Annotated in this window: 15 protein-coding genes; 4 read left to right on the forward strand and 11 right to left on the reverse strand. The window is 67.9% G+C overall.

Annotated elements, in window-relative coordinates; all coding sequences use genetic code 11:
• Positions 1–134 precede the first annotated feature (134 nt).
• Positions 135–728 (forward strand): gamma subclass chorismate mutase AroQ, encoded by a 594-nt coding sequence (gene aroQ / locus FDA38_RS08010; protein WP_202877585.1) that lies wholly within the window; start codon positions 135–137, stop codon positions 726–728.
• On the opposite strand, the gene FDA38_RS08015 is transcribed toward aroQ, so the two are convergent.
• Genes FDA38_RS08015 through FDA38_RS08025 form a run of 3 tightly spaced genes read right to left on the reverse strand, consistent with a single transcriptional unit; the run spans position 725 to position 4,772 of the window.
• Positions 725–1,720 (reverse strand): hydroxyacid dehydrogenase, encoded by a 996-nt coding sequence (locus FDA38_RS08015; protein WP_137253387.1) that lies wholly within the window; start codon positions 1,718–1,720, stop codon positions 725–727. The genes aroQ and FDA38_RS08015 overlap by 4 nt on opposite strands.
• A gap of 9 nt (positions 1,721–1,729) precedes the next feature.
• Complete coding sequence (locus tag FDA38_RS08020) at positions 1,730–3,619, reverse strand: putative Ig domain-containing protein (RefSeq protein ID WP_202877586.1); 1,890 nt, start codon at positions 3,617–3,619, stop codon at positions 1,730–1,732.
• A gap of 25 nt (positions 3,620–3,644) precedes the next feature.
• Positions 3,645–4,772: a WD40/YVTN/BNR-like repeat-containing protein gene (locus FDA38_RS08025; protein ID WP_137253389.1), complete on the reverse strand. Its 1,128-nt coding sequence runs from the start codon at positions 4,770–4,772 to the stop codon at positions 3,645–3,647.
• Between the two features lie 109 nt (positions 4,773–4,881).
• Between FDA38_RS08025 and FDA38_RS08030 the strand changes: the two genes are divergently transcribed.
• Complete coding sequence (locus FDA38_RS08030; RefSeq protein WP_137253390.1) at positions 4,882–5,829, forward strand: LuxR C-terminal-related transcriptional regulator; 948 nt, start codon at positions 4,882–4,884, stop codon at positions 5,827–5,829.
• Between the two features lie 31 nt (positions 5,830–5,860).
• Here the strand turns inward: FDA38_RS08030 and FDA38_RS08035 are convergent, their stop codons facing one another.
• Entirely contained in the window at positions 5,861–7,072 is a 1,212-nt protein-coding gene (locus FDA38_RS08035; protein ID WP_137253391.1) for an MFS transporter, read from the reverse strand.
• 157 nt (positions 7,073–7,229) lie between these two features.
• Between FDA38_RS08035 and FDA38_RS08040 the strand changes: the two genes are divergently transcribed.
• Both FDA38_RS08040 and FDA38_RS42105 read left to right on the forward strand, forming a co-directional pair.
• Positions 7,230–8,051, forward strand: coding sequence for a nitroreductase family protein (locus tag FDA38_RS08040; protein ID WP_202877587.1), 822 nt, complete (start codon positions 7,230–7,232; stop codon positions 8,049–8,051).
• 139 nt (positions 8,052–8,190) lie between these two features.
• Complete coding sequence (locus FDA38_RS42105; RefSeq protein WP_170989620.1) at positions 8,191–8,334, forward strand: GPGG-motif small membrane protein; 144 nt, start codon at positions 8,191–8,193, stop codon at positions 8,332–8,334.
• Positions 8,335–8,469: 135 nt separating this feature from the next.
• Here FDA38_RS42105 and groL read toward each other — a convergent pair whose 3' ends face one another.
• Genes groL through FDA38_RS08075 form a run of 7 tightly spaced genes read right to left on the reverse strand, consistent with a single transcriptional unit; the run spans position 8,470 to position 15,588 of the window.
• Complete coding sequence (gene groL / locus FDA38_RS08045; RefSeq protein ID WP_202877650.1) at positions 8,470–10,164, reverse strand: chaperonin GroEL; 1,695 nt, start codon at positions 10,162–10,164, stop codon at positions 8,470–8,472.
• Between the two features lie 21 nt (positions 10,165–10,185).
• Positions 10,186–11,211, reverse strand: coding sequence for an NAD(P)-dependent alcohol dehydrogenase (locus tag FDA38_RS08050; protein ID WP_137253393.1), 1,026 nt, complete (start codon positions 11,209–11,211; stop codon positions 10,186–10,188).
• The gene (locus FDA38_RS08055; protein ID WP_137253394.1) at positions 11,208–11,921 is read right to left on the reverse strand and encodes an iron-sulfur cluster assembly protein; all 714 of its coding nucleotides are present in this window, start codon (positions 11,919–11,921) and stop codon (positions 11,208–11,210) included. Before FDA38_RS08055 ends, FDA38_RS08050 begins: the two co-directional genes overlap by 4 nt.
• On the reverse strand, positions 11,921–12,964 hold the full coding sequence (locus tag FDA38_RS08060) for an amidohydrolase family protein (RefSeq protein ID WP_137253395.1): 1,044 nt from the start codon (positions 12,962–12,964) through the stop codon (positions 11,921–11,923). The genes FDA38_RS08055 and FDA38_RS08060 overlap by 1 nt, the downstream gene beginning before the upstream one ends.
• Positions 12,965–12,980: 16 nt before the next feature.
• Complete coding sequence (gene mimD, locus FDA38_RS08065) at positions 12,981–13,355, reverse strand: propane 2-monooxygenase effector subunit MimD (protein ID WP_134104567.1); 375 nt, start codon at positions 13,353–13,355, stop codon at positions 12,981–12,983.
• Positions 13,352–14,539, reverse strand: coding sequence for a ferritin family protein (locus tag FDA38_RS08070; protein WP_137253396.1), 1,188 nt, complete (start codon positions 14,537–14,539; stop codon positions 13,352–13,354). Before FDA38_RS08070 ends, mimD begins: the two co-directional genes overlap by 4 nt.
• Complete coding sequence (locus FDA38_RS08075; RefSeq protein ID WP_202877588.1) at positions 14,536–15,588, reverse strand: NADH:ubiquinone reductase (Na(+)-transporting) subunit F; 1,053 nt, start codon at positions 15,586–15,588, stop codon at positions 14,536–14,538. The genes FDA38_RS08070 and FDA38_RS08075 overlap by 4 nt, the downstream gene beginning before the upstream one ends.
• Positions 15,589–15,598 lie beyond the last annotated feature (10 nt).

Below are 15,598 nucleotides of genomic sequence, written 5' to 3' on the forward strand. Positions count from 1 at the left end.
TGCTGACACCGGTACTTCGGAGCCGCTCGCAGGCCGGATGGGTTCGAGATTTTTGAAAGTGAACAGACGTGCACCCGGTCCGGCGTACAGTCGCCAGCCGTCCTGGACTGTTGCCTGGAGAGAGTGGGAAGAAAGTGCTGCGAAAGCTGATCACCGGGGTCGTGGCCGCGAGCGCGATCGGCGGGTTCGCGCTGCCGGCCCCGGCGGCGAATGCTGCCCCTGCTGTGCATGAAGCTGTTGCGAGCCGGGTGACGACGTTCGACGGGCTGACCGAGTTGATGATCCAGCGGATCGTGATCGGTGACGACGTGGCGGCGTCGAAGTACTTCAGCGGGAAGCCGGTCGACGACCCGGTCCGCGAGCAGCAGATCCTCGACTCGGTCCGGCAGTCAGCCGTTCAGCTGGGCATCGACCCGGACTCCACTGCGGCGTTCTTCCAGGCGCAGATCGATGCGAGCAAGGTCGTCCAGCGCGGGCTGCTGGCGTACTGGGCGGCGCATCCGGACAAGGCTCCGACCAGCGGCCCGGACCTCAACGTCATCCGCGAGAAGCTCGACGCGCTGACCACCCAGCTGCTGGCCGAGCTGGTCCGCGTCGACCACCTCCGCCAGAGCGGTCTGCGCTGCGACATCTCGCTCGTCGTGTCCGCCGCGACCGCCGAGATCCGGCACCACCTGGACGCCCTGCATCGTCAGGCCGTGCGGACGGCTTCAGCGACTGTTTGTTAGCCCATACGAGCGAGGGCGGCCTCGGTGAGCTCGTACTCGAGTGGCTCGCCCGCTGCGTACCGCTCGATCTCGGCGGCGGTGATCTCGCCCATCTCGAGGTAGCACTCGACGGTCGCTGCAGCCTGATGCGGGGTCAGTAGGACGTTCGCCAGACTCCGGTACGGGCTGTCGGCCGGTAGCGGCTCCTCGTCGAACACATCGAGCGCTGCGTCGATGCGGCCGGTCTGGAGCTCGGTGAGGAGCGCGGCCGAGTCGATCAACCAGGAGCGAGCCGTGTTGACCAGCGATGATCCGTCGGCCATGAGCGCGAGCTCGCGGGCGCCGATCATGTGATGCGTCTCGGGCAGCGTCGGCGCGTGCAGGGCGACGACCCGGCTGGTGCGGAGCAGGTCGTCCAGCGCGATCCGGCGTACGCCGAGCTGGGCCGCGCGATCGTCGGTCAGATAGGGGTCGTACACGACGACCTCGGCGCCGAGCGCGACGAGCATCCGGATGTACTCGACGCCGGTCCGCGATGCCCCGACCACCCCGATCTGCGACGACGTGAGCCCGTGCTGCGGAGGCGCGTCGTCTCGCCACGCGCCGTCGTGCATCTGGTGGTCGAAGCGATGGATCCGGTGCAGCAGGCTCAACGTGAACGCGAGCGACACCTCGGCCACCGGCTCCGCCATCGCCTGCCCGGCCTGCGTGATCCGCAGTCCACGCCGGAACACCTCGTCGGTGACGAAGTGCTTCACCGACGACGCACTGTGCGCGATCAACCGCAACCGATCCGCGTGATCCAGCACCCCAGCCGTCAATGGCGTCGCGCCCCACGACGTGATCAGTACGTCGGCCCCTGGCAGCGCCGCCGTCAAAGCCGCCGCGTCACCAGGGTCATCGAGTACGACGACGTCCCCCAGCGCCTCCAGCCGCGCGACGCTCGCCGCCCCGAACACCATGTCCCGGAACGACGGCGTCGCCGCCAGCACCATCCTCAGCTTTTCGGCCATGACCGAATGCTAGTTCACCGAGACGTCGTCCAGCAGGAACGTCGTCGGGGCCCCTTCGTTCTCCGTGCTGGTCCAGTCCAGCGTGACCGTCCGGCCCCGGTACGGCGTGAGGTCGACGGACTGCGTCGCGTACGACGGCGTACTCCGGCTGAACGTCTTCACCGCGTGACCGTCGACCGTCAGTTGCAGTACGTCATCGCCACCGGCGACCCGCAGCGCGAATCGCAGAGTCGGATGCCCGAAGGACGGGACTCGCACCCGCTGGCTGAGCGAGTCGGTGTGCGTCGTACCGGTCCCGCCGAGCCAGGCGTACCCGAGCCCGTTGTGGCTGTACTGACCGTCAGCACGGATCACGTCCGTCGTCTCGGTCCAGCCGCCGTTCCCGGATTCGAAGTCACCGTTGACCACGGCGTTCTTCCGGGTGCTGACCACCCAGCTGATCACGGTGTTGCCGCGCGCCTTGGTGGAATCGGTTGCTGTCACCGTCGCGGAGTAGGTCCCGGGCGTGGTCGGCCGGCCGTAGATGATCCCGCTCAGCGCATCGATCCGGAGGCCGGCGGGCAGACCGGTTGCCGAGAACCGCACGAGGCCGCGGCCAGAGTCAGTCGCGCGTGCCCGCAGTACGACGACATCGCCGGCCGCGTTGAATTGCTGCGTCGGTGCGGAGACCGTGATCCGGTTGGCCTTGGTCGGCGAGGTCAGCGCGTGGGTGCCGATCGGCGTACCGAGGCCGGTGGGGCCGTCCCAGCCCGGCTGCGCGGTGCACAGCGCGGCCGGGGTACACGAGCCGTTGTTGCCTTCGACAACATCGTTGAGGTTGCCGGTGGCCCCGTAGGGGTATCCGGCCGGACGGGAGTCCGGAGCGGGGTCACCGGCAAGTGCGTAGGTCGCGGCGATGACCGGGGCGGCCGCGCTGGTTCCGCCGTACACGGCCCAGCCGGAGCCTCCCGTGGTTTGGTATACCGCGACACCAGTGGCCGGGTCGGCGATCGCCGAGACGTCCGCGATCGCACGCTTCGAGCAGGTCGTTGCCGGGATCACCGACTGCCAGCTCGGCTTGGCGATCAGGCTCGAGCAGCCCGATCCGGTGCCCTGACCCGGTCCGTTGTTCCAGACCGTCTCGGTCCAGCCGCGGGTCGAGTCGTCCTTGGTCAGCGTCGTACCGCCGATCGCGGTGGTGGCCGCGGAGCTGGCGGGGTAGGAGACACCGGCGTCGTAGTCGTAGTCGCCGGTGGACGCCGCGTACACGACACCGCGCGGGTTGAAGTACAGCTTGTCGAGCTCGGCCAGGTCGGACGACTCCGGTCCGCCCCAGCTCAGCGAGACGAACTTCGCGCCCAGATCGTTCGCGGTCTTCACTGCCTTCAGCAGGTCGTCGCTGGGGGAGTCGGACTCGATCAGCGTGATGCCGCAGTTCGGGCAGATCGCCGACACCATGTCGAGGTCGAGCGAGATCTCGCCGGACCACGACCGCGACGGTGCGGGCAGGGGACTCGGCAGGCCGTCCTGGTTCAGCTTCTGGAAGCAGCCGTTCGCGGTCGTGCACGCCGGCAGCCCGAACTGCTTGCGGTATACCGCGAGATCGGCCTCGGCGGTCGGGTCGTCGTACGCATCGACGATGTAGACCCGTTGCCCTTGGCCAGCCGTTGCTGACGGCAACTTGTACGCCGACTGCAGGTCGGCCGGACCGTACCCGGCCGGCGTGTCGGTCAGCGCCTTGGCGCGGAAGCCGAGATCGGCACGGCGCTGCGCGAAGCAGGTGTATTCGCCGGGCTTGACGTTCTGGTCGCAGCTCGCGACCACCTTCGGCGACTCTTGGGTATCCGCGGCCGCCGCCGTCGTCGAACCAGCGACGAGGACGAGGGCGAGCGGGACCGCCAACCGGCGCAATGAGATCACTGTTCTGCTCCTGAGTGGATCGGCGTCACGCCGGGACGAGAGTGGTCTGCTGCCAGCTCGCGCCGGCGTCATGGCTCACCCAGAGCTGCGTGTTCTGGGTGTACGCCGCATCGCGCTCGACGACCCACGCCGTCGTACCGGACTGCTGGACCAGGTCGTGGATGTGCTCGCTGTTCTCGAGCCATTCCTGGTCGATGCGCCACGACTTCGACAGCGTCGGCCGGTTGTACACGAGGCTCGCGGTGAGCGTGCTGAGCATGACCGCGCCGTCCGGTCCGACCGACAGTTGGCCGGCCAGGCCGAGTCCGCCGGGAATGGCGTCGTACCGGAAGGTCTTGCCGCCGTCGCCGGAGACGAGGAGGGTCTTGTCGGAGTGGCCGCGGCCGAAGTTCGCCATGCAGAGCACGTAGACGCGCCCCGGGCCGTTGGTCGCGAGGTCGGTGATGGTCGCGTCCTCGGCGTCGGCACAGGTGACCGAGCTCGTCGGCCGGACTGTGCCGTTGCGGATCGTGGACAGCCGGCCCGGGCCGACGAACGGCGCGGCCAGGAAGTAGACCGTCGAGCCTTCGGCGTCCATCGCTACGTGGTCGTCGGCGGCGACCTGGACGTCGAGTTGCTTCCAGCCGGTGGACTTGCCGGCGGGTGCACGCCAGACCTTCAGCGGGCGGTCGTCGCAGATGCCGGTGCCGATCTCGCAGCCGGACGTGACGAGGTAGGTGCCGTCGGGGGCAGCGAGCAGGTTGAGGACCTTGGCCTCGCCGCCGGGCAACGGGACCTGCGTCCACGTCTTGCCGCCGTCCTTGGTGGCCTCGAGGTACGGGTCGTACGCCCAGCCGAACTTGGCGTTGGCGAACTGCAGGCTGGTCAGACCCGGCTCGCCGCTCTTCGCCAGCCCGTTGTGCGTGCGGCCGGCGGCGGTCCAGGTCTTGCCGCCGTTGTGCGTGGCAAGTACCTCGGCCGGACAGGTCGCCGTACCGCAGGCGACGCCGCCGAGCACGTAGCCGTCGGACTGGGTCGGCCAGACGATCGACTGCGGAGCGAAGGCAGGCTCGGTGGGATCAGCGGTCGCGACATCGGCTCCGGAGCCGACCAGAAGCGCGGTGACAACGGCGCCTATCAACGCGATTGTCTTGCGGCCAGCATGCAGACGCACAGTTCACTCCTCGGACAGGCGACGTTTCCTGGGACACGCTAAGCCCTGATCTCGCCATCACGTCGCCCATTCCGGCCAAACGCCGATCCCGGCCAACTACGCTCAGCAGGTGGCTGATTGGGAAGCAGTTGGGTTGTCAGGAATCGACGCTCAGGTCTATCGCCAGCTGCTCCGGGATCCGGGGATGCCGGTGGAGCAGCTCGGGGAGATTCTCGAGTTGCCGGATATCGCGGAGGCGGTTGAGCGGCTCGTGGCTGCCGGGTTGGTGCGGAGTGGTTCGGAGGCCGCGCCGGCTCCGGTCGACCCGCGGTCGGGGCTGGGGATGCTCGTCCGCGAGCGACGGGCCGCGTTGGACGGGGTCGCGGCGATGACCGATCAGCTCGCCCGCGAGTTCAGCGCGGGCCAGTTGCAGGCCGAGCCGAGCCGGCTGATCGAGATCGCGGTCGGCCGGGACGCGATCGAGGCACGGATCGACGACATGCTGCGCGGTGCGACGCAGCAGGCGGTCGGTACGGACACCCCGCCGTACGTCGCTGATGGGAGCGCGCAGGTGTCGGGCGCGGAGTTGGCGCTACTCGATCGTGGTGTGCGGTTCCGGTCGATCTATGCAGCCGAGGTGCTCGATCATCCGGGGTGGGTTGAGCGGTTGCGATCGATGGGCGAGCGCGGCGAGCAGTCGCGGGTGCTGCCGCAGGTGCCGGTGAAGCTGCTGATCGTTGATGGGACGACGGCGATCCTCCCGTTGGCGGGTGGGCCGTCGACGCCGGGGCAGGCGCGGGCGGTTGTTGTGTCCGACTCGGCGCTGACGAGTGCGCTGCAGGTGTTGTTCGACCAGTTGTGGAATCAGGCAACGCCGTTGCGGTTGTCGGAGAACGCGGATCCGAACACGACTCTGATCAACCTGCTGGCGAGTGGGATGAAGGACGAGGCGATCGCGCGTCAGCTGGGGGTGAGTGGCCGGACGTTGCGGCGGCGGATCGCTCAGGTACAGGAACAGCTCGGCGCCACCAGCCGCTTCCAGGCCGGCCTCCAAGCAGGCCGCCACGGCTGGAGCTAGGCCGCGGGTAGAGCTGAGCCGCGGCGGGGAGCTAGGCCGCGGCGGCGCGACGGCTGGCGCGGGTGACCAGCAGGTGCAGGGTGACCGTGATCGCGAGGATGACCCCGGCGACACCGAGCAGCCCGTCCGGCGACGCTCCGGCCGTCAACGCGACACCACCGAGCGCGCTGCCGAGCGCTGACCCGAGCGAGATCGCACTCCCGTTCAACGCGATCACGATCGTCGCCGACTCCGGCGCCATCGTCGCCAACCGCGCCTGCTGCGGAACGGCCCCGCCACCATTCCCCACACCCGCGGAGAAGAACCAGACCAAACCCCACACCGCCGCGACGACGGCCGGCGCAAACATCAGCGCCACCATCCCGAGAATCGAGTTCAGCAGCAGGCCGATCAACACCACGGTCAGCACCCGGATAGCGCTGAACCGATCGACGAGCCGCCCGGTGATCGCATTGCCGGCCATGCTCGAGACGCCGTACCCGAACATGATCAGGATGATCGCCCAGTGCGCATGGAAATGCGGACCGAGGATCAGCGTCGCGTACGTGAAGCACGTGTAGCTGCTGCACAGAATGCCCGTCGTGACCAGCAACCCGGCGAGCAGGCGCGGCTGCTTGAGCGGCCGCAGTCGATCGACGAGCGTCCCGCCGGGCAGGTGCAGCCGGGGGAGCCGAAGCAGGATGCCGACCAGCGCGATCGTGCCGACCACCGCGACCATGATCATCGGGAACCGCCAGCTCGACTGCCCGATCACCAGGCCGATCGGTACACCGAGAGCGGTCGCGGTCATCCAGCCGCCCAGGACGAACGACAACGCCTTGCCGTGGTGCTCGGGCGGCGTCAGCGCGATCACGTACCCGGTGACGGCCGCGTTCAGCAGGCAGCCGCCGAGCGCCGCGATCACCCGGCCGCCGAGCGCGATCGGGTAGTTCGTCGCGATCCCGACGATCAGGTTGCCGAGTACGAACACGGCCAGCGCGAGCGCGATCGTCGTACGGCGTTCCCAGCGTGACGTCAACGTGCCGAGGACCGGACCGGCGAGCGCGGCGGTGAACGCGAACACCGACATCAACTGCCCGGCCGCAGCCGCGGTGACGCTCAGGTCGCCGGCGATCTGCGGAAGCAGACCGGCCAGCACGTACCCATCGATCCCCATCGAGAACGTCGCGACCGCCAGCCAGATGAACGGCCGGTACGAGAACCCATGCCCGTCCACCGCGCCCGCGGCCCGCGTCTGCGTCATCTGGATATCTCACCCCGAGCGGCATACTCCGGGCAAGAGGAATCTGATCAAATCTGCCAAAAAGCCCCTACCTGTGATCACCCATGGTCAAGACAGCGACCGTCTTGACCGGTGAGACCGGGACCGGAATGTCCAGTCGAAAAGTAATCTTTCAGGTGTGACGACTGCGGAGAGTTCCTACCGGCTGCGCTACGGATCGAGTACGGCGTTCGCGCCGCCGGCGGTGTGGAACGACGTCATCGCGCAGCAGCTCGCGCATCGATCCGTGCGGTCCTACCGGCCGGATCCGGTGCCCGCTGACACGTTGGCGGCGTTGATCGCGGCCGCACAGTCCGCCCCGACGTCCGGGAACCTGCAGCTGTGGAGCGTGGTCGCGGTCCAGGACGAGGTACGTCGTACCCGGCTGGCGGAGCTGGCGGGGGAGCAGGAGTTCATCGCGCAGGCGCCGTTGTTCCTGGTCTGGCTGGCCGATCTGGCCAGGGCGCGACACATCACCACCGAGATCGGATCGGCAACGGCAGAGGCCGCGGACTTCGTCGAGGCGGCCCTGCTCGCGTTCGTCGACGTCGCGCTCGCCGCGCAGAACGCTGCGCTGGCAGCCGAGTCGCTCGGGCTCGGCACAGTGTTCGTCGGCGCGATCCGCAACCGTCCGCTCGACGTCGCCGCGGAGTTGCGGCTGCCGCCGAACGTCTTCCCGGTCTTCGGCCTGACCGTCGGCTATCCGGACCAGCTCGACGAGGCCGCGGTCAAACCGCGTCTCCCGCAGGAGGCCGTCCTCCACCACGAGACGTACGAGCTCGAACCGCAGGAAGCCCATGTGCGCGCCTATGAGGAGGCGCTGAACACGTTCTACGCGAACGCCGGCCTGCCGACGAGCTGGGTCGCCCGCGTGGCCAGCCGGTTCGGGACAGTCGCCGGGCTCAAGGGCCGTGAGCACCTGCGCGAGGCCCTCAAAGTCCGCGGCTTCGAATTGCGCTGACCCATCCGGCGGGGTTGTTTCATACGACCGTTTCGCCTGCTCTGTAAAGGGTTTGCCGGGCGACGCCCCGGGCACCGGACCGGACGCACGGGGATTGCGTCCGCCGGGTCAATCCCCGGCCCACAGAGGAGAGGGAAGCATGGTATTCATCCTGTGGATCATCGCGGTGATCCTTGTCGTGTCCGGAATCGTCTCGCTGTTCCGCGGCCAGGTGATGTGGGGTGCCGCCCTGATCATCATCGGTCTGCTGGTCGGCCCGGGCGGCGTGAGCATTTTCACCTGATCCAGCTACACGAATACGCAGCGGCGGACCGGGTACCGGATTGCCGTTGAGGGACGCATCCGGGCCCGCCCCGGTGCCGGTGAGCGTTGAACGCTCGTGACCATGACCGGCGCCGGGGCGTGTCCTTTCTGTCTCCTAACCGACCGACGGGCCCAGTCCGAGCGACTGCGGTGTGCTGGGGTCGGGGCTCGGCTGGTGCAGGCCCTCGTCCAACGCGCCGTACTCCGTCATCAGGGCGGCACTGCCGCCCCACGGGGTCTGCTCCTCGGCGATCAAGGTGTTGGTCGTCAAGAGCAGGCCGGCCACCGACGCGCCGTTCTGCAGCGCGGAACGCGCCACCCGGAGCGGGTCGATGATGCCCATCGCGAGCATGTTGCCGTACACGCCTTCCAGAGCATCGAAGCCCTCGTCGACGCCCATCTGCGACGTACGCTCCAGCACCTCGGCGCCGGAGTAACCCGCGTTCGCGGCGATCAGGTACGCCGGTTCGCGCAGCGCCCGCCGGACGATGTCGACACCGGTCTTGTAGTCACCCTTGACGTCCAGACCGTCGAGGGCTGACGCGGCATGCAGGAGGGCCATGCCGCCGCCCGCGACGATCCCTTCCGCCATCGCGGCCCGTGTCGCAGACAGCGCGTCCTCGACCCGGTGCTGGAGCTCCTTGAGCTCGGCCGGGGTCGGCGCACCGACACGGATCACCGCAACCTTGCCCGACAACGAGCCGATCCGCTCGGTCAGGACGTCCTCGTCGACGCCGAACGTGGCCCGTTCGAGCTCCGACCGCAGCTGCGCGAGCCGGAACGCCACGTCCTTGTCGTGCCCGCTGCCCGCGACGATCGCCGTACGGTCGGCCGTGACCCGCACCTGGTCCGCGCGGCCCAGTTGGTCGAGCGTCATCGTCTCGAGGCTGAACCCGGAGTGCCGGCTGTAGACCGCGCCGCCCGTGATCGCCGCGATGTCCTCGAGCTTGTGCAGCCGCCGGTCGCCGAACCCGGGGGCCTTCACGGCCACGCACTGGAACAACCCGTTGACGTGGTTGTGCACCAGCATGCTGAGCGCCGTACCTTCGAGGCTCTCGGCGATGATCACCAGCGGACGCGGCTCGCGCATGATCTTGTCCAGCAGCGGCATGATCTCCTGGACCTTGGTGATCTTCTCGCTGCACAACAGGATGTACGGGTTGTCGAGCACGGCCTGCAGGCTGCCAGGATCGGTCACCATGTACGGCGACATGTACCCGTTGTCGAACTCGAACCCCTCGACGAAGTCCACGCCCATACCGTTGATCGAGGACTCCTCGATGGTCACGATCCCGCCGTCGCCGACGGTGTGCAGCGCGTTCGCGATCACCGCGCCGACGACATCGTCGTCGTTCGCCGAGATCGCCGCGACCCGCGCGTAGTCCTGCTCGGTCACGACCGGGTGCGCGACGTCGCGCAGCCGCTCGACCAGTTTGCCGACGGCAACGTCGATACCCCGTTTCACCAGAACGGGGTTCCCGCCGGAGCCGATCGCGTGCATGCCCTCGCGGATGATGGCCTGCGCGATCACGGTCGCCGTGGTGGTGCCGTCGCCGACGATGTCGTTGGTCTTGATCGCGGCTTCCTTGACCAGCTGGGCGCCCATGTTCTCGAACTGGTTCTTGAGGAAGATCTCCCGCGCGATCGTCACGCCGTCGTTGGTGACGACGGGCGATCCGGTGATCTTCTCCAGGATGACGTTGCGCCCCTTCGGGCCCAGCGTCGACTTCACCGCGTCTGCCAGCTGGTCAACGCCGGCCAGCAGAAGATCGCGGGCACTCTCACCGAATCTGAGTTCCTTGGCCATCAGTTCCCTCCGGAAATGGTCGTGTTACGGAACGAGGATCGCGCGGCCGCGGACCCGGCCGGCGTCGAGATCGGCGACCGCGTCAACGGCCGCGTCGAGCGGATAGGTCCGGGTGTGCAGCGTGACCTTGCCGGCCTGGGCGAGCGCCATCAGCTCGGCCAGCTCGTTGAACGTGCCGACGATGTTTCCGACGATGTTGCGCTCGGTGGAGATGATGTCCAGCGTCGGGATCTGCACCTGGCCGCCGTACCCGATGACGAAGTACGAACCGGCCCGGCCGGTCATCGCGAAACCGTCGTGCTCGGCGCCCTGCTCGGCGACGAAGTCCAGCACCACGTGTGCGCCGGCGCCGTCGGTCAGCTCCAGCACCTTCTCCACCTGCTTGCCGTCGGCAACGACCGTCTGGTCGGCGCCGAGCTGCTCGGCCAGTTTGAGCGCGTCCGGGTTGCGGTCGACGACGATGATCCGCGCCGCCGTCAACGCAGCCAGGCACTGGACGCCGATATGCCCCAGACCGCCCGCGCCGATCACCACGGCCGTCGTACCGGGAGGCAACAGTGGCAGGGCCTTCCGGACCGCGTGGTACGCCGTGATGCCCGCGTCGGCGAGCGCCGCGACATCCTGTGGTCGCGTGCTCGGGTCGAGCTTCACGCAGGCGCGGGCGGAGGTGAGGAGGTACTCCGCCATCCCCCCGTCACTGTCCAGACCCGGGAACGAGCTGTTCTCGCAGTGCATGTCGTCCCCGGCGCGACAGGCATGGCACAGACCGCAGGTCGGCGTCGGGTGCAGGATGACGGTGTCGCCGACCTTGACGTTGGTGACGGCCGAGCCGATCTCGTGCACCCAGCCGGCGTTCTCGTGGCCGATCGTGTACGGGAGCGACGGGTGCATCGCCGCGTCCCACTGACCCTCGATGATGTGCAGATCGGTCCGGCACACGCCCGCGCCGCCGATCTTGACGATGACGTCCAGCGGGCCCTTGACGACCGGTTCCGGTACGTCCTCGACCACTGGTTGCTGGTGGTACCCGTGCAGTCGAACGGCCTTCATCCCTGCTCCTCCTCGCCCGCACCGGTTTCGGTGTACCGGTGCCTCAGCATGCCCCTGCAGATACCGGTGTTGGCCTCGATGCCGGTCCGGGTCAGCCGGGCCAGCCCGAGGTGTCTGGCCGCCGCGGGTGCGCCGATCGCCTCGCCGGTCGCGACGTCGATGAGCAGCGGTGCGTCCGGTCCGGTCGGCAGCCCGAGTTCGGACCGGCGACGCAGCAACCGGTCGAGCTCGGCCGACGGCGGTACGTCGGCGATCGTCAGCCGCGCGACCTCCGCCGGATCGGTGCCAGAAGCAACAAAAGGCCGGCAGACCTGATCGGTCCCGGCCAGCACCGCCTTGGCGACGAACGTACGGCGTAACTCGTCGAGCTCCGCCGCCGCCTCGCCGTCGAACGAGGCGACGAACCCCGCCCGCGCCGCCACCCCCGCATTGATCTGGGCGGCGGCGAAATGATCCTCCAGCGCCACGTCGACCGACCGCACGGCGGGCAGCGCCGACACCACGTCGTACGCGTCGGCGACCATCAGGAACGCGAAGTTCGGCGCACAGAAGTAGGTCGGCAGCCGCAACCGCACGACCACGTCGCCGGCGGCCGACACGACGCAGGTCGAAACGAATCCCAGCGTCGTGATCGGCTCGTCCAGCTCCGGGTCCCGGACCGCACCGAGTGCGTCCAGGACCCGGTCCTTCTCGGCGATGACTGCCGTCATCAGGACGCGACCAGCTTCGAGTCGTCCTGTGCGGCGGGGGTGTCCTCCTTCAGTTGCAGCTCGTCCGGCACCTTGATGTCGTAGAGCTTGGCCGCGTTCAGCCCGAGGATCTTCTTCTTCCCGTCCACCCCGAGCCGCGGGTAGTCCGCGAACTCCGGCTGGTCGGGGAACTCCCAGTCCACGAAGCCCTCGATCTGCCACTTCGGCTCCCAGATGCCGTAGTCGCTGCCGAACGTCATCTTGTCCTCGCCGACCCAGAACAGCAGTTCGCCCATCACCTTGGCGAAGAACTGCGGCCGCGCGTGCATCAGTCCGCCGATGACGACCGACAGACCGGCGTACACGTTGGGTTCCTGGGTGGCCATGAAGCAGAAGTCCTCGATCCGCGGCAGGCCGACGTGCTCGACGATGAAGTTGAGCTCGGGGAAGTCGGTCGCGGCGTGGTCGACATCGGAGACGTCGAACGCGTCCTTGTCCAGCGGCCAGATCGTGGGGCCCTTGTGGACGTGGATGTTCTTGATCCCGAGTTCCTGCGCCTTGGCGAGGTACGTGTACGCCGCCGGGTCGGTCAACTTGTAACCGCGGGATCCGGCGTTCCACTCTGCCGTGTAGAGCTTGACTCCCTTCGAGCCGTACCGCTCGACGTTGCGCGCCAGCTCTTCCAGGCCGGCGTCACCGTCGCGCGGGTCGAACCGGGTGTTCAGCACGAACATGCCCGGATGCTTCTCGCCGAGATTCGCGTTCTGCTCGGTGGTGTTGAAACCCTCCGCGTACCACTCCTTCAGGTACGTCGGCTGGAACACCGCGACGTCCACGTAGCCGTCCTCGAAGACGTCCTTCATCAGGTCGTCCTCGGTGTAGCTCATGAACTTCTCGATCGTCCAGTGGGTCTCCTTCGGGCCGAGGCTCTGGTACGCGTGGAAGCATTCGATCCAGCCCTTCGCGTACTGCTCCGCACCCTTCACCCAGTTGTCCGGGCCGGCCTTCCACATGTGCATGTGGCTGTCGACCACGAAGTACTTCTCACCATTCTTCTCGTACACGAAAGAGACCCCCTGGTCAGCTGGATGCGGTCAGGTCGAAGCCGATGTACTCGGCGGCGTCCTCGGGGTTGGCGAACATGATCGTCCGGTCGTCGAGGTGGACCATCCGCCCGTAGTGGGTCGACATGTTCTCCTCGAACTCGGCCTGGTCGAAGTACCCGGGCTCCTCGCCGAGCGCCTCGGAGATGTCGTCGTAGACGAAGTCCATCCGGTTGATCGCGTCGACCCGGATCATCGACGGCAGGTGCGTCACGGTGACGTTGTCCTGACCGGTCATCACCTCAGCGACAACCGCGCCGACCTGGTTGTTCATCAGCGTCACGCCGCACTTGTTGGACGCGGTGTTGTCCTGCTTGAACGGGCTTTCCGCGGTGGTGAACGTGCTGGTCACAGTGACAGCTCCTTCGGTTCCTCGAGGCCCAGCGAGGTGACGATGCCGCTGAACCGGCTCTTGACCCGGTCGAGGCCGTCCTCGAACCGTGGCGGTTTCGCGTCCGGCTGCGACCACAGCGGCTGCAGTGCGCGGGCCGCGCGGAGCGACTCCGCGGTCCACTTCGCCGCCCAGTCCTGCAGGATCGACTTGTTGTGGTCCGCGAACTCCTTGTCGTTGGTGAGCAGCTCGAACATCGCCGTCGTGTAGCGCAGGTCGCGCTCGGCGAAGTCGTACTCCGCCGCGCCGACGACCGTCGGAGTGACGAAGTCGCCGTTCCGCGGGGATGCCTGCTGCACCAGCTGGCTGCGGAACAGTTCACCGACGAGCGGCTCGAACACGACGTTCGACGCGAAGATCGCCTCGCACCAGTCGTCGATCCCGGTCAGCTGCTCGGCGACGTCGCGCACGCCCTGCCAGGCCGGGTCGCTGTTCCAGGTCTCCAGGTGCGCGGTGCCGTCGAAGCCCTCGATCTCCTCGGACAGCGTGAGGTTGTACAGCGCGAGGTCTTGCGCGGCGCGGATCCGGTGCATGCTGTTCACCGAGATCGCGTTGTTGTGCATGTTCGTCGGTGCGCGCCGGTTCGCGTTCGCGTACAGGTACAGGCCGAGGCCGTGGTCGACGTGCATCCAGGCGCCGACGTGCTGCTCGACGAAGCGGACCCAGTTCGTGTTCCACTGCTCGAAGGCCTTCGACTGCTTGGCGGCCTCGACGTTCTGGGTGACCTGGCGGACCACGTTCGAGTTGTACCGGTAGAGGGTGAGCTCCCACTCCTCGTTCGGGTCGCGGAACTCGTGCCAGCCGGTGGCCGGCCATTCCTTCACGAACAGGCCGCCGGTACCCGGGCCACGCTGCGGGCTGGGCTTGTCCGAGCCCCAGGCCTTCAGCACGGTCCAGTCCAGCGGGTATCCGCCGCGGCCGTCGGAGAAGCCGTACAACCAGCCCTGGCTGAGGTAGTGCCGCGGGTCGGGCTGTACGTCGACCGTGACGTCCTCGTAGTGGGTCTGCTTACGCTTCTGCGGTGTGTAGTAGTTGTACCGCCGCGAGGTCGAGTCCGGGAACTCGCGGGCGCCCGCCTCGGCATCGGTGAAGACCGGCTTGGGCACGCTGCGTTCGGTCTTAGGTGAGTCCTGTGTGGTGGTCATCGGCTTCCTGCCTCCAGCACTTCCGAGTCACCGGCGTCGCCGGTCGTGGTGAACTTGTCGTAGTAGATGTGCTTGGTCGCGATCCCGAGCCGTTCGAGCAGCGGGATCGCCGCCTCGACCATCGGCGGCGGCCCGCACACATAGGCATCGGCTCCGGTCAGGTCCGGCTCGAGCCGCTTGACCACGTCGGTGATCAGTCCGCTCTCGCCGTCCCACTCCTCTTCCGACAGCGCCGGCACGTACCGGAACCGCGGCAGCCGCTGCTCGAGCTCGTGCAACTCCTCCTCGAAACACAGGTCCAGTTGTGTCCGGGACCCGTAGTAGAACGTCGTCGGCCGGTCGATCCCGCGCTCGGCCATCGACCGCAGCAGGGCCAGGATCGGCGCCATCCCGGCCCCGCCGCCGAGGAAGACCAGCCGGGCGTCCGGATTGTCCCGGAGGGTGAACACCCCGAACGGCCCGGTCAGGTCCAACCGGTCACCGACCCGGAGGCGCTGGTCCAGGAACTCCGAGAACATCCCGCCCGGGTACACCTTGATGACGAACTCCAGCTGCCCGCTCTCGCGGCTCGACGTGTTCGCCATCGAGAACGAGCGACTCGCCCCTTCTTCGCCGGAGTCCGGCACCGAGATGTCGACGTACTGTCCCGGGAAGAACTTCAGCTCGCCGGGCTCGGAGAGCTTCAGCACCAGGTGCCGGAGGTCGTGCGTCACCGGAGTGATCGCGACGACCTCCGCCGTCCGTTCCTGGATCGGCAGACCCGAGCGGATCATGTCCTCGTCGTAGTTGAGCAGCTCGATCGTGAGGTCCTCGAAGGCGTGCGCCCGGCACAGCAGCGTGTAGCCCTCGTCCAGTTCGTACTCCGGTAGCGCGAAGGTGCTGTAGCGGTCCAGGTCGATGTCGTCACCGTCGAGGACGAACGACTTGCAGGACGCGCACTGTCCCTCCTTGCAGCCGTGCATGAGCATCACGCCCTGCTCGGCGGCCGCGCGCAGGATCGTCTGGTCCTCGTCGACCTCGATCTCGATGCCGACGGGCTCGAACCTCACGACGTGCTTG

Origin of the sequence: Kribbella jiaozuonensis (assembly GCF_005233875.1) — a bacterium.
Lineage (GTDB): Bacteria > Actinomycetota > Actinomycetes > Propionibacteriales > Kribbellaceae > Kribbella > Kribbella jiaozuonensis.